This window comes from Streptomyces sp. NPDC045967 (assembly GCF_056430495.1).
The window spans coordinates 1-12,429 of record NZ_JBWKLE010000021.1 but is presented as its reverse complement, the minus strand read 5'-3'; the positions used below and the strand labels follow the sequence as shown (position 1 = coordinate 12,429).

Here is a 12,429-nt window from a genome sequence, read left to right as displayed (position 1 = left end):
TCAAGGGCTGCACATCCCGCTCGTTGTCCGCAATCTGGCGTTCCGTCCATCGCGGATGGCGATAAATCGAACGACAGGGAGAATGTTGTGCGCACGTTTCACCGGGCTGCTCTGGTAGCTGCCGTGGTCGGGAGCGTCAGTGTGTTGGGGGCTGGTGGTGCCTTCGTCCACGCCTACGGCGGTGGGGACACGGGACCGAGCGTGGTCGAGTGTGATCAGCGCTCTGAGGTCACCCATGTGGCGTTTCAGAATGGCCTTCTCAATGGCTCGCTCCTTGGGAGCGGGGCGGCGAATGCGACCGCTGCCCAGCAGATCTGCAGCGGGAGGGACAGCGTCGGCGTGAATGGTGCCGCAGCCCAGTCGGGTCCCGTCGTCGCAACCACCCCCACCCCCACCCCTACCCCACCCCCCAGTGGTGAAGTGGTGTTCACCTCCGACGGAACCTTCACCGCACCCGCGGGCGTCACGTCCGTGATCGCCCGGGTCTGGGGTGCGGGAGGCGGAGGCGGCGGAGCCGGTGGCTCCGGCCCCGGAGTCGGCGGTGGAGGCGGTGGAGGCGGAGCCGGCGGCTACGTTTCGTGCACCGTGCCGGTGACACCGGGCACCGTCTACACCGTCGATACAGGCGAAGGCGGAGCCGGCGGCGAAGGCGGTGCGGCTGGTCCCGTCGGCACGCCCGGCGGTAACGGCGAGCCGGGAGAAGCTGCTGCCCTGCTCGCACCCGATGCCACCGCCCTGGCCAGCGCCACCGGCGGGCAGGGAGGCGGCGGTGGTGGAGCAGGAGGTGGTCCTGGGGGAATCATCCCCGGAGCCGGCGGCGAGGGCGGCACCGGGATGTGCTCAGGAGCCGGCACGATCCAGAATGGCGGCGACGGTGCCCCCGGCATCCTCGACGCCGGCGGCCAGGGCGGCCTGCCCGCCCAGCCCGCACCGGACGACCGTGCCGCAGGCGGCGACGGCGGCGACGCCGGAGCTGGCCCCGGCGCCCCCGGCGGCTCTGGAGAGCCGGGCGGCGACTCCTACGTCGTCATCTCATACTGACGCCTCTTCCCCTGGAATCAGTCGGAGAACGGTCATCGACAACAGCCGTCCAAGGCTGCGGCCTGACCGTCACAGGCGGCACCCCCCCGAACCAGTTCGGCGCCGTGCAGGCGGTCCTGATGGTCGGCGCCAAGCGTGAAAGCCTGCTCCCGAAGGTCCTGGCCGACGGGACCGGGACAAGACATCTGGACAACATAGGCTCGCCCCCGCCGTGGGTCCGCGGCGGAACCACCACCACACGGGCCAGCGGGCCCACACTCCGGTCCAGCGGGGTGTGGGCCCGCTGAATGTTAGGACCCTACCGTCGGCTGACAGCGTCTGAGCTACTCGCGCTTCCCCCGATGGCCTGCCAAAGTCCAGGGCCCCGACGCGCCCCTTCCTCGGGGCAGCCCGGGGCGCGCTACGCCCACCGCATTCCGACCTTGGACAGCTGCTCCACCCGTTCTGGCGTCAGCAACGCCCGACGGCCACCGGTACCCGCGCCGGGGCGTGCCTGCCAGGGCCGGGTCCGTAGCGTCGAAGGCGAGGAGCCGCTATGGCCGGCCCCTCTACACGATCCCTCGACCGAGACAGCCCCCGAAGTGGCGGAGCAGGACAAAGCCGAGAACGAAGAAGACGGCTGGCAGTCCTCGCCCTCATCCGCCTCAACCAGCCCGACTCCGACGATAAACAGCAGTGCAGGGAGAAGTCGCTGGCGCTCGGTTCGGGGGTGGCGTATGAGCAGAAGTTCGACGGGTATCGGGCGTTGGTGTTCACCCCGGCCGGGCGGGGTGGGCGGATGTGGCTCCAGACCCGCCGCGGCGCCCTGGTCCAGGGCGCGTTCCCTGATCTCGTCGCGGCTGCCGAGGCGCAGCTCCCCGCCGGCCTGGTCCTCGATGGCGAACTGCTCGTGTGGGACGGCGAGGCCGGCGCCCTGTCGTTCGAGGGATTGCAGCGCCGGGCCGCCACCCGCGCCCGCAGCGCTCCCGGCCTGGCCGCGAAGCTGCCGGCCCATTTCGTGGTGTTCGACGTCTGCAGATGGACGGCCGGGAGCTTTTGCACCTGCCGTATGTGGAGCGCCGCGCCTGCCTTCAGGCCCTGTTCACCGACCACGCCCTGATGACCCCATGGACCTTGTGTCCGATGGCCACGGACCCGGCCAAGGCACGCGAATGGCTCGAGTCGTGGACGGACGTGTCCGGCGTAGAGGGCATCCTTTGCAAACCTCAGACCCGCCGCTACCTGCCGGGCCATCGGGGGGCGTGGACCAAGGTCGGACGACGGGACACCACCGAGGCGGTCATCGGTGGCGTCACCGGCACTCTCACCCGCCCGCAGCTCCTCGTCCTCGGCCGCCATACCCCGGACGGCCGGCTGCGCCCGGTCGGCCGCACTGTCCCGCTGCGCACGGAGGCGGCCCGCCTGGTCGCGGAGCATTTGACGGCCGCCGACCCCGGACCCGTGGGAGGGCGTCACGTTCGCCGCGCCGTGGGGGAGCCGTGACGTCTTGGACGTGCGCCTGGTCCGCCCCGACCTGGTGGCCGAGATCTCCGACCGCTCGATTGACCGGGGCGGCGTGTGGCGCCACCCGGTGCGCTTCAAGCGGCTGCGCCTGGATGTGGGCGTGGAGGATGTCCCGGTGTTCGGGCAGGGCCCGGCCACCGCAGCCGGCTGACCCGCTTCCCGGGATGCACACGGCGAGGCTAGGCTCACGCGCCATGAGCGCCCGGCGCAAGCCTCGCAGCCGGAGCACTCCGATTCGGCGCGCAGCGGGCCCAGAAAGGCCCAGGGGTCCTTTCTTCTGGAGCGTGTCCACTGGTCCAACTTCGGTGGCAATCAGTCCAACTCGCTGTCACAGGACACGAGGGGTACGGGTGCCCCCTGCCGCCAGAGGCTGACCGCCAGATGCCTGCTACCGAAGCCCTGGGGGCTTCAGATTCTGGGCCTCACAAAGTGGTTCGCGTGCGCCAGGCGGTCAGCCCAGGATGCCACTGGGCAGGAGCCCATCCGGCCCGGAGATAGCGCTGCCGCTGGTGACGCCGCCGAGGAGGCCAGTCACCGTGCCCAGAAGGCCGCCCAAGTCGGCGGTGCCCGCAGGGGCGAGGGGCGCTCCCGGGGCTTCGGCGGCATGGGCGCTGGCGACGCCCAGTGCAAGCACACCGGTTGTCAGCACAACGGTGGTGGTGATGCGTGCCATGGTCTGTCGAATCGGAGTGGTGGTTGCCATTGGGTTCGTCCTCCATGAATGTCAATGTCGGCTGGGTGCTCAGGGAGCAGTGCTTCCGAGCACCCCACCAACAGGACGGCTCGCTGAAAGGTAACTGTGCGTGTCGCACAAATGGGGGCGAGGTGCGTCTACCGGAACCCGGCCCCGGGCCTCGTCAGGAGTCACCAGTGGGTGGAGACAGCGTGGACTGCAGGGACGTCGAGGACCTGCTCAGACAACACGCCGTGGACGGCGCACACCTGGATGTGGCGCCGCCGGAGACCGGCGACCGGCTCATGGACGACCCCGAGGTGAGGGCCGGGTTCCGCGCGGACGCGTGGCGGCCGTGCGACGCGTCCACCACGCCATGCTCGGCATCGCCCACCTGCACAACCTCGCACTCGCCGGATGGCCGTGTGGCCCGCACCGCGGCCCACACCCCCCAGGCAGCTCGAAGATCATTACGGGGCAGCCAGTCTTCACCCTCGCATTCCCATCACTCGGGCCGCGGATGTTTTCTCCTGGTACGGGGGCGCGGCCGCGGGGGCGGTCTGCTCAACGCTCGTTGCAGTTGGTGCATGGCTGGTCCAGGTGGAGGGTGGCGCCGTCCTCGCACATCGGGTCCGGGCAGTCGGTGGAGGGGCGTACCAAGCCCACTGCGTCCCCGACGGGGGAGGACAGTTCGCCTTGCGCCAGGGCGCGGGCGTAGCCGTGGCTCCACCACCGGCGCTGGATCCGATCGAGGATCTGCTGGGGCGTGCGTCCGCCGTCCAGGGCCTTGAGGATCGCCTGCCGTAGCACGGCTGAACGGTGGGCCGGCAGCAGTCGTGCCGGCTCGGGTGGCCAGCCTGCTTCCGCTGCTCTGACCGATTCCGCCTCTCTTTTCGATATCCGCTGGCGGGGCGCCTTACGGGACTGGGCTGATGGGGCGGGCGCGGCGTAGCCGCCGGCCTTGCGCGCTACTACCTGTAGGAGCCCTGCGGGCGTCATCGGCGCTACGCGCCGCAGGCGCTTTCGGGGTTTCTTTGACGGGGAGGGTTAAAGGAGAGGGTTGGGGGACTGACAGTCCCCCCTCCCCTCCTAGTTGGGTCGGGGTGGGGGAGGGGACTGACAGTCCCCTCCCTTCTGGCGCGCCTTCCCTCTGTCGCTGCGCTCTGTCCGTCCCAGGGGCGGCGACAGAGCCGGACGGGTGTGCTCCGTGAGTGGCGGCAGACCGCGCTGTGCCCGGTCCTCGTTCACCTGCCCAGGCGCTCCGGCCGGTACCAGGCGGCCGGGATGTGCAGGTCGTAGACCTTGGGGCGGGCCTCTGCGGGGACGTAACCGGGCGGCTGCCTGGTCTCCCAGCGTGATCACATCCCGCTCGGCGAGACAGGCCAGACGCCGCTGGACCGTCTTGACGTCGCACAACGCGATCCGGGCGAGTGTCCGCCGCGAGGGGAAGGCGTTGGTGCCGTTCGGATCGGCCTTCTCGGCCAGGCCGGAGAGCAGCATCCTGCCTGTGGTGCTGTTTACGACGCTGTCTTGCAAGGCCCGCAGGATCGGCTCAAGTGCCATGGCGCATCACCACATGCGGGGTGCGCCCCTGGACGTCGGGGGAGGTGGCTTGTGGCGGCCTCATGATGGTTCCGCATGAGCTCATCCCTCAGCGCACCTCTCAGTTCACGCAACCAGGTGCTCTTCCCCGCGCGGGCGGTCCAGGCCTTTGGTGACCTGCGAGCCCCAACCCGTGGCGGGGCTTTTCGGTACGGGAGAGTCGTCACGCCGTGCACAACGCCACCGGTATCACCGTCGTGATCACCGGCGGGCCTGGTGCGGCATCAAAACTGGGCGACGGCTCACCCGGTGACTCACCGGTGACTCACCGGTGAGTCACCGGTGAGTGACCGGCCGCTACGGCACGTGGCCAGCCAGCGGCAGCCCCCTAGTGCAGCTTCAGGCGGTCGGTAGCACTCATCCCCCGAAGGGTTCGAGTACTCAGCCATGGGCGTATGTCCGCCAGGCTGACCGGCTGTCGGCCCGATGAGCAGGGCTGGCGCCGGGTGCGCTACGGCGGTGTCGCCAACGGGGTCGTGCAGCGTCCGGCTGACATCCGTGTCTTTCTCGAGGCCGCTGGGCTGGAGTCCGCCGAGGAATGTGGACCTCACCGATCCCGACTTCGTGGAGTGGCGAGGCGCCGGCCCTGACGGGTGGGATCCCTCCCCCTGAAGTACTGACCACTTCCGTGTGGGACGGTCAATTACGCCCGGGCGCTCCGCGTGATGGTGGGTGAGTGGGCAAGCCCGTCACCCACCGGTGAGTGACAGGGTTCTGTAGTCACCACTGCCATCTCCCGTGGCAGATCAGCGCCAGGAGTTGGTGGGCAAGCCCGAACCGGCGGGCAGTGGACATGCCGCCGAGGCCGCTTCCGGGGCCGATGGTGATCCCACTTGCCGGCCCCGAGCATCCGGGACGGCTCCGGGAGCCGGTCTGTCGGCCTGAAGCGTTGCACACAAGGGAGGAAGCATCGGGGGAACCTAGAGGGGGAAGCAGGGAGGGAACCCAGAGGGGGAAACACAAGGGGAACTGCATCCTGCTTCCGCTCTGCGTTCATGCAGGTCAGGCCACATTTCCAGACCGGTGAGTTCTCAGACTTATATCTCAGGAGGGGGGTGGGTGTTGGTTGTGGAGGCTGATGCTGGGTGTCGGGCGGGGGTGGCGCTGAGGTGCGTTGCCAGATGGGCCGGAGTGGGGGCAGGGAGGTGGGCTGGTGTGAGCTCGGCCAGGCGCTTCTTCGGCCGGGGCTCGGCGTTGAGGAGGGCCCACCAGGCGTGGCCGTCGTGATCGGTGTGGGAGCCGCAGGCTTCCACGGCGCGCAGTACCGCCGCCTCCGGTAGGCGACGCAGTGCTCCTTGATGAGGAGCCGGGCGATACGCAGCAGCATCCGGTCAGCCGGTCGCAGCCCGCTGGGTACGGCGAGGTGGTGTTGTGCGTGCTGCTGCACGATGTGGAGGTCTTCCACGGCGAGCCGGAGTCGGGCGTGCCGCTCGTAGTCGTCGCGGGAGAAGGCCGCTCCGGAGAACCGGCCGGACGCCACCTCGCTGCCGATGAGGTGCAGACGGAAGGTGCTCCCCTCCATCACGTGGTGGTAGAGGTCGAGGGCCTGGAGAGCATCGCCACAGGACAGGCTGGTCAAGTCGAATGCGCAGTTCACCGTCGTTTGAACACTGGCGTCGTCGGCGTGGCAGATCGCGATGCGGCACCCGGTGAACTGCAGGTCCAGGCTCCGGACCAACCGCCCCTTCCCCGACGCCCGCACGGTCCCCTCGTACGCCGGTCCGACACAGGTCGAAGCGTCGACGAGGATCCGGCCAACCCCCTGCCAGTGCGCTGCGCCCATGGCAGCCGAGCGGGGACTTCTTCCCGCCGGTGATGCCCTTCCTCACCCAGGCGGAAGTCGCCTTGCCCGGGGGTGCGGCCCGGAGCGGGCGGGTCGAGGCCGCCTGGACCCCTGTCGGCACCACTGCGGATCTGGGCATGGACGCGCTAGGGAACTCCCAAGGCTGACGTCGCTCGACCCGATGGTGGATCGCCGTACGGCACGCGGACGACCACATCCACATCGCGGCGAGCTCGCCCGCCAGGACGGCCGGCACCCGGCTGCGCGGCGGCATCCCCGCGATGCACGCCGCCGCCCGCGGTTGCGAAGCCCGCTGGGTCCTGACCCCGATGCCGCCGCTGGACCGGACCGCGCGCCGTCCGCCGGTCACCGGCGAGGCCGAGAAGGCCGCCCGCAGCGGACCGGCGGAGACGGCCCGGGAGTCCCTGCAGCGCACAGTCCGCGCCGCGGCCGCGCTCGCTCACGGCGACGCCGACTGCCTCGAGCGGCTTCGCGACGCCGGCTGCGTGTGCGCGAACGCCTGGGCGAGGACGTCACCCTCGTCGGGTATGCGGCGACACCGGTGAGCGGACGGCCCACAGATTCAAGCACTCCCGTGTGGTCGTTACCGCAGTACGACAGGTGCGAGCGAACGAAGCCTTGTGTACCGGTGCGGTCCGCTCACCTGTTGACTCTGGGCCGTGGCGGTCATTGCCCCCGGCTGTTTGGGGGAACCGCGATCCACCCCGGCTCTCTTCGCCCCCGGCGCGTGCATCCATGGGTGAAACGAAAGGGAGACACGATGCCGCTCTATCTGTCGAGGTTCAGCTACACGCCGGAGACGTGGGCGAGGTTGATCGGCCACCCCGAGGACCGCGCAAAGGCCGCTCAGTCGTACATCGAATCCGTCGGTGGAAAGCTCCACGGCTTCTGGTACGCCTTCGGCACGCACGACGGCTACAACCTCTGGGAAGCTCCGGACAACGTGTCCATGGCCGCGGTTGCGCTGGCGATCAGCGGAGGTGGCGCGCTCAGCTCGTTCGAGACGACCGTTCTCCTGAGCGTCGACGAAACGCTGGATGCCCTGCGCAGGGCGGAGCAAGTCGGGTATCGGGCTCCTGGCGAGTAGCGGCCCGCGAGCAGGCCGTTGCCTCCGTTGATAACTGGTTGGTTGGTGGGCTGAGAACAGGGAGTCGCGGCCATGGGTCGTCTCGGACGAACTGTGTTCGCTGGTCGAGCCGTTGTTGCCCGAGCCGGGGGCGGTCGAGCGCACCATCGCCTGGCTGCACGGCTTCCGACGCCTTCGCCTCCGCTGGGAACGACGCAATGACATCCACGAAGCCTTCCTCGGCCTCGCCGCCTGCCTCATCACACACCGGCACGTGAAACGCCTTTGTTAGGACCTCTAGGGCCTCCTCTGGACCGCTTGTCTATGTAGCGCCGGTGCCGGCACGGGGGAGCAGAGCAGGGGGCGTCGGCGTGGGCGAAGGCATACGGCCAGTCGTGGCGTGCGAGGTGGGCTGGTGCGGCGCCGTATCGGGCCGGCTTCGGGTTCTACAGGTCGGTGTAGGGAGGGATGACACGGACGAGCGCGATGAGGCGTAGGCGGGGCAGGGGCAGGGCGTAGAACCAGCCGTCGGCAAGAAGGGGGATACGGCGCAGTCCGCCGGGGACGCCGCGGCGGGCTCCCTCACCGATGTCGGTGACATCCACGCCTACTTCGGCCAGCGCCACGAGCTCATCGGCCATGCGTTCGACCTCTGTGATCACGTGGTGCGGCAGGCCCTTGACGACGTGCTCGGCGTCTGGGTCGTACTCCCACCGCCAGCCGCTCAAGACTCCCCGCCGTGCGGAATGCCTGCTTCGAGCTCGTAACACGATCATGAATCGTGCTTCTTGAGACGTCTCCAGCAGATGAGGCCGCAGGCGAGGGAGACGAACGCGTCGTGGAGTTCGGTGCGGCGTTCCCAGCGGACGGCGAGTCGTTTGAACTGGTGGAGCAGGGCGAAGGTCTGCTCGACGACGTAGCGGAGTTTGCCCATGTCCTTGATGTTCGGGGCTCCCTTGCGGGAGATGACCGGCAGGATCCGGCGTTTGCGCAGCTCTTCCCGGTTGGGGTTGGAGTCGTAGCCCTTGTCTCCGAGCAGGGCCTCCGGACGCCTTCGGGGACGGCCGGGGCGGCCCGCCACTGGTGGAATGCCGTCGACCAGGGCGAGGGTCTGGGTGACGTCGTTGACGTTCGCCGCGGTGGTGATGACCTTGAGCGGGGTGCCGCGTCCGTCGCAGATCAGGTGGTGTTTGCTGCCCTTCTTCCGCCGGTCGACCGGCGACGGACCGGTGTCGGCGCCCCCTTTTTCGCGCGGATGTGAGAGCCGTCCACGCAGGCCCTGGACCAGTCGAGCTGGCCGGCTGCGTTCAGCTCGGCGAGCAGGATGCGGTGCAGCTGTTCGAAGACCTCGGCCTGCTGCCACCGCTCCAGGCGCCGCCAGCAGGTCTGCCCGGAGCCGAAGCCCAGCTCAGGAGGCAGGAGTTGCCAGGCGATGTCGTTGTGCGGACGTAAAGGATGCCCTGCAGACACAACCGGTCTGCCACCGGCCGCGGCCCTGGCGACCTCGTCGGCCAGGGCGGCAGCAGCGGCTCGATCAGTGCCCACAAGTCGTCGTCCACGATCCACGGCCGAGTGCTCACACACTCACGAACGGCCGAATCAGCACACCAGTTACGCCCGACCAGGGGATCTCACCAAGATCGTGTTACGAGCTCTAAGGGTGGCTCTGTTGGTTGGTTTCGAGAACGTCTGTTGCTCAGCGTCAGGAACACTCTCCTCATCCGGGAAGTGATGTTGCCGAGATTCGGGAACGCCTACGTGCTTGTGTCAGGAGCGTGGTTGTGCTCGGCCCGGGGCGCGCTGATCTGGCCGGACGTAGTGTCCTCGTGGGAGGGATCGCGGTAACCCGTTCGCGTGGCATGCTCCCGGCCGCGTACGTTCCGCCTATGACCAGGACAACGCCGGCCAGGCCGGTTGCCGTGGAGGCTGTGTTCCCCGAGCTGGCGGCATACCGGGGGCGGACGACCCGCCTGCACCCGCGGCCGGGGCAGCCCGGGCGGCATGACAGCCATGTCGGAGGGCCGTTGCTGTGGCCCAGCGACGAGCCGTGGCCGGTCTGCCGCGAGCCGCACGAGCCCGAGAGTGAGGGGTACGCACCGGAGGACATCCGCGCCGCCCGGGCCGCGGGCGTGTGGCCCCGGAGTCGCCCGTGGTCCGGCGCCGGCAGTCCGGGGGAGGACGGGCCGACGCCCTTCGTGGGGCTCGCCCAGTTCTTCGGCCGGGATGTCCCTGGCCTTGCCGCCGGTCCCGGCGGCGCTGACCTGGTGCAGCTCTTCCGTTGCCCGCGCACCCACGGCCCGTACCTGGAGCGCCGATACCTCCTGCAGTGGAGGCTGGCCGCGCAGACGGGGCGAGTGGACCGCTTCCTTGCCGCCGCGCCTGAAGCGCCGCTGCTCCGGTGGGAGCACGAACTTCCCGAACCCTGCGTCGTGCACCCCGAGGAGGTGGACACCTATCCCTGGGCGGAGGACGACACGCTGCCTGCGGCTCTGATCGCCAGCATCGACGCCTGGGACGACGCTCAGACGGCGGAAGGCGGCCGCAACGCCCCGAACTACCAGGGCGCTCTCTCCATCCCGCCCGGCTGGCGGGTCGGCGGCTTTCCCAGCTGGGCGTCGACGGGCCCGATGGACATCACTTGCGCGTCCTGTGGGGCCCCGATGCGGCTCCTGCTGACGGCCGGGGGCGACGAGATGGACGCCGGCTCGCACAGCTGGATGCCGCTGGAAGACCGCGATCCGTCCCTGCAGGGGATGGTCCCGATCCGGGGCGGCCAGTCCGTCGCCCAGCCCACCCGGCTTCGCTTCGGCCGTGACCGGGACCTACACGTCTTCACCTGCCCGGCCGACCCGGGACACCCGCCCCAATGGGTGCTCTCCTGATCCGTTCGAAGGGCGACAGATCCGGTCGGCATGCACCGCTGCGAGCCGCCGGCACTGTTCCTGGATCTCGCCGACATTCCCCACGACAACCAGCCGCGACCGTTCCCCGAATCCGGCTGCAACCGTTCCTGCAAGTCGCCTACGTAGCCACCATAAGGGCCTGTGTTCTTCTCACGCGGGGCAACCAGCCCGCCCCGTGAGCCGCCCGCGCTGCCTGATCTGCACCAGCGTGCGGGGCTCAGTCTGGTACGCCGCAGGTTCGCCCTTTCTCGCGCCTGCGTGAACAGCAGAGTGGTCAGGTCCTCACAACGGACCTGACCGCTCTTGCATGGGACTACAGGTTGGGCTGGTACGCAGTGCGGTTCAGGAACTGCCGGACACCGCGCAGTGTGGTGCGCAGAGTCCGCTGGGTTGCCCGGCTATCGAGGCGCACGTCGAGTGCGCCGGGAAAGGTGCTGTCGACCCGCAGGCCCGTGGGCAGTCGGGAGGCATCGAGTCCGTCCCGCTCGGCGATGAGCAGGCCAAGCTCGTGGCGGCTCACAGCGTCGGGGCCTGCGAGGTGGTGGACGCCGGCTGTGTCGGCGGCCGCCAGCTCCAGGAGGGCGACGGCCAGGTCGGTGACGTGCACGGGGCAACGGATGTCGTCGGTGAACAGGACGCCGTCGCGCGTGCCATCGGCGAGCTCGTGCACCACCTTCTCGTGTACAGACCGCCCGTAACCGATGATCAGCGATGTCCGGGCGACAGCGGCCTTCGGATGCACGGCGAGGACGCCGGTCTCTGCCGCGGCTTTGGCCGCGCCGTAGGGGGTGACGGGGTCGGGGAGGCTGGACTCCTCATAGTGGACTCGCGCACCGGAGAACACTGCGTCGCTGGACACGTGGACCATGCGGGTTCCGTACGTCGCCGCGACCATCGCGAGCCGGATGGGGCCCTCTGCCGTGGCCGCCCAGTCGGCCAATCCGCTCGACGCGTTGAGGACGAGCCGCGGGCGCACCTCAGCCATGATGGCGTCCAGGCTTCCCGCGTCCCGCAGATCAAGGTGGCGCCACGCGGTCGGGGAGGCGGGACCGGGCTTGGTCGCGTACGTCGCGACGGTCGTGTGCCCCGCTGTTCTCGCCTGCCGGACCAGCTCGGTCCCGAGGAAGCCGCTGCCGCCGACGATCAGAACTGTCATCACGACACCGTAGACCGGCTCCGCGACGATGAAGGCGGTCACCCTGGAGTTCGGGTGACCGCCTTCATCGTCAGCGTGCTGGTGGGGGAGGCCAGACGTAGCGGACGTCCGGCTCGCGCTCGTCGTTGCGCAGACCATCCGTTCGCTCGACCGCGATGAAACCGTGTCGCTCGTAGAACCGGTGCGCCGATTCGTTGACCTGGAACGTCCACAACGCCAGCCCGTCCGGCCGCTGGCTCTTGGCCAGGGACATGAAACGGTCGCCCAGGCCCCGCCCGCGCCACGCGGGGTCGAGGTAGAGCTGTTTCAGCTCCTGCCCGCCCAGCACCATGAGCCCCACCACGCTGCTGCCGGTGACCGCCACCCAGGTCTCGTACTGGGGCACGAGCACGCGGGCGAACCAGTCGCGTACGTCGGCTTCGCCGTGGGCGCACCGCACGGTCGGCAGCGCGGCGGCGAAGGAACGCAGCCACAGATCGGCCGCGGGGCGCGCGTCGGAGTCCTCGGCACGACGAAGAAGGACGTCGTCACTGATCATGGCAGGGCACCTCCGGCTTTCGAGGGCGTTGACGATGTGATGCGGACCTAGGGACTGTGTGATGTCGTGATCAGCTTCTGAGTTCTTCACTCTGCGCGGAGTGGGACCCGGTAGAACTGTGGTCGTGACCCGGAGGCAACTCA

The 12,429-nt window shown here is 69.4% G+C and carries 11 protein-coding genes and 3 pseudogenes; 7 read left to right on the top strand and 7 right to left on the bottom strand.

Features of this window, described 5'->3' with window-relative positions; translation table 11 throughout:
• Nucleotides 1-585 precede the first annotated feature (585 nt).
• The 3 genes and pseudogenes from AC07FY_RS28515 (at nucleotide 586) to AC07FY_RS28505 (ending at nucleotide 2,695) form a co-directional block, all read left to right on the top strand.
• On the top strand, nucleotides 586-1,041 hold the full coding sequence (locus AC07FY_RS28515; protein ID WP_479011786.1) for a hypothetical protein: 456 nt from the start codon (nucleotides 586-588) through the stop codon (nucleotides 1,039-1,041).
• A 535-nt stretch (nucleotides 1,042-1,576) separates the two neighbouring features.
• A pseudogene (locus AC07FY_RS28510) lies at nucleotides 1,577-2,523 on the top strand (ATP-dependent DNA ligase).
• 4 nt (nucleotides 2,524-2,527) lie between these two features.
• Nucleotides 2,528-2,695, top strand: a complete 168-nt coding sequence (locus AC07FY_RS28505) for a hypothetical protein (protein WP_479011783.1) — start codon at nucleotides 2,528-2,530, stop codon at nucleotides 2,693-2,695.
• A gap of 300 nt (nucleotides 2,696-2,995) precedes the next feature.
• Here AC07FY_RS28505 and AC07FY_RS28500 read toward each other — a convergent pair whose 3' ends face one another.
• The 3 genes from AC07FY_RS28500 to AC07FY_RS28490 form a co-directional block, all read right to left on the bottom strand.
• Nucleotides 2,996-3,247, bottom strand: coding sequence for a hypothetical protein (locus AC07FY_RS28500; RefSeq protein WP_479011780.1), 252 nt, complete (start codon nucleotides 3,245-3,247; stop codon nucleotides 2,996-2,998).
• A 534-nt stretch (nucleotides 3,248-3,781) separates the two neighbouring features.
• Nucleotides 3,782-4,027 (bottom strand): hypothetical protein, encoded by a 246-nt coding sequence (locus AC07FY_RS28495; RefSeq protein ID WP_479011777.1) that lies wholly within the window; start codon nucleotides 4,025-4,027, stop codon nucleotides 3,782-3,784.
• 279 nt (nucleotides 4,028-4,306) lie between these two features.
• Nucleotides 4,307-4,717: a helix-turn-helix domain-containing protein gene (locus AC07FY_RS28490; RefSeq protein ID WP_479012044.1), complete on the bottom strand. Its 411-nt coding sequence runs from the start codon at nucleotides 4,715-4,717 to the stop codon at nucleotides 4,307-4,309.
• A 2,166-nt stretch (nucleotides 4,718-6,883) separates the two neighbouring features.
• Between AC07FY_RS28490 and AC07FY_RS28485 the strand changes: the two genes are divergently transcribed.
• The 3 genes and pseudogenes from AC07FY_RS28485 to AC07FY_RS28475 form a co-directional block, all read left to right on the top strand.
• Nucleotides 6,884-7,168: a hypothetical protein gene (locus AC07FY_RS28485; RefSeq protein WP_479011774.1), complete on the top strand. Its 285-nt coding sequence runs from the start codon at nucleotides 6,884-6,886 to the stop codon at nucleotides 7,166-7,168.
• 215 nt (nucleotides 7,169-7,383) lie between these two features.
• Nucleotides 7,384-7,710 (top strand): GYD domain-containing protein, encoded by a 327-nt coding sequence (locus AC07FY_RS28480; RefSeq protein ID WP_479011771.1) that lies wholly within the window; start codon nucleotides 7,384-7,386, stop codon nucleotides 7,708-7,710.
• A 133-nt stretch (nucleotides 7,711-7,843) separates the two neighbouring features.
• A pseudogene (locus AC07FY_RS28475) lies at nucleotides 7,844-7,981 on the top strand (transposase); the annotation flags it as partial.
• A 154-nt stretch (nucleotides 7,982-8,135) separates the two neighbouring features.
• Here the strand turns inward: AC07FY_RS28475 and AC07FY_RS28470 are convergent.
• Both AC07FY_RS28470 and AC07FY_RS28465 read right to left on the bottom strand, forming a co-directional pair.
• Nucleotides 8,136-8,417: a hypothetical protein gene (locus AC07FY_RS28470; RefSeq protein ID WP_479011768.1), complete on the bottom strand. Its 282-nt coding sequence runs from the start codon at nucleotides 8,415-8,417 to the stop codon at nucleotides 8,136-8,138.
• A gap of 44 nt (nucleotides 8,418-8,461) precedes the next feature.
• Nucleotides 8,462-9,251: pseudogene (locus AC07FY_RS28465) on the bottom strand (IS5 family transposase).
• 324 nt (nucleotides 9,252-9,575) lie between these two features.
• On the opposite strand from AC07FY_RS28465, the gene AC07FY_RS28460 reads away from it, so the two are divergent.
• The gene (locus AC07FY_RS28460) at nucleotides 9,576-10,571 is read left to right on the top strand and encodes a hypothetical protein (RefSeq protein ID WP_479011765.1); all 996 of its coding nucleotides are present in this window, start codon (nucleotides 9,576-9,578) and stop codon (nucleotides 10,569-10,571) included.
• Between the two features lie 334 nt (nucleotides 10,572-10,905).
• Here AC07FY_RS28460 and AC07FY_RS28455 read toward each other — a convergent pair whose 3' ends face one another.
• Nucleotides 10,906-11,748, bottom strand: coding sequence for an SDR family oxidoreductase (locus AC07FY_RS28455; protein WP_479012041.1), 843 nt, complete (start codon nucleotides 11,746-11,748; stop codon nucleotides 10,906-10,908).
• Between the two features lie 70 nt (nucleotides 11,749-11,818).
• Complete coding sequence (locus AC07FY_RS28450) at nucleotides 11,819-12,286, bottom strand: N-acetyltransferase family protein (RefSeq protein WP_479011762.1); 468 nt, start codon at nucleotides 12,284-12,286, stop codon at nucleotides 11,819-11,821.
• Between the last annotated feature and the right edge of the window lie 143 nt (nucleotides 12,287-12,429).

Coding starts and splice junctions, on each gene's coding strand:
- AC07FY_RS28455 (WP_479012041.1), bottom strand. CDS start 11,748: ATGACAGTTCTGATCGTCGGCGGCAGCGGCTTCCTCGGGACCGAGCTG.
- AC07FY_RS28480 (WP_479011771.1), top strand. CDS start 7,384: ATGCCGCTCTATCTGTCGAGGTTCAGCTACACGCCGGAGACGTGGGCG.
- AC07FY_RS28490 (WP_479012044.1), bottom strand. CDS start 4,717: ATGCTGCTCTCCGGCCTGGCCGAGAAGGCCGATCCGAACGGCACCAAC.
- AC07FY_RS28450 (WP_479011762.1), bottom strand. CDS start 12,286: ATGATCAGTGACGACGTCCTTCTTCGTCGTGCCGAGGACTCCGACGCG.
- AC07FY_RS28485 (WP_479011774.1), top strand. CDS start 6,884: ATGCACGCCGCCGCCCGCGGTTGCGAAGCCCGCTGGGTCCTGACCCCG.
- AC07FY_RS28460 (WP_479011765.1), top strand. CDS start 9,576: ATGACCAGGACAACGCCGGCCAGGCCGGTTGCCGTGGAGGCTGTGTTC.
- AC07FY_RS28500 (WP_479011780.1), bottom strand. CDS start 3,247: ATGGCAACCACCACTCCGATTCGACAGACCATGGCACGCATCACCACC.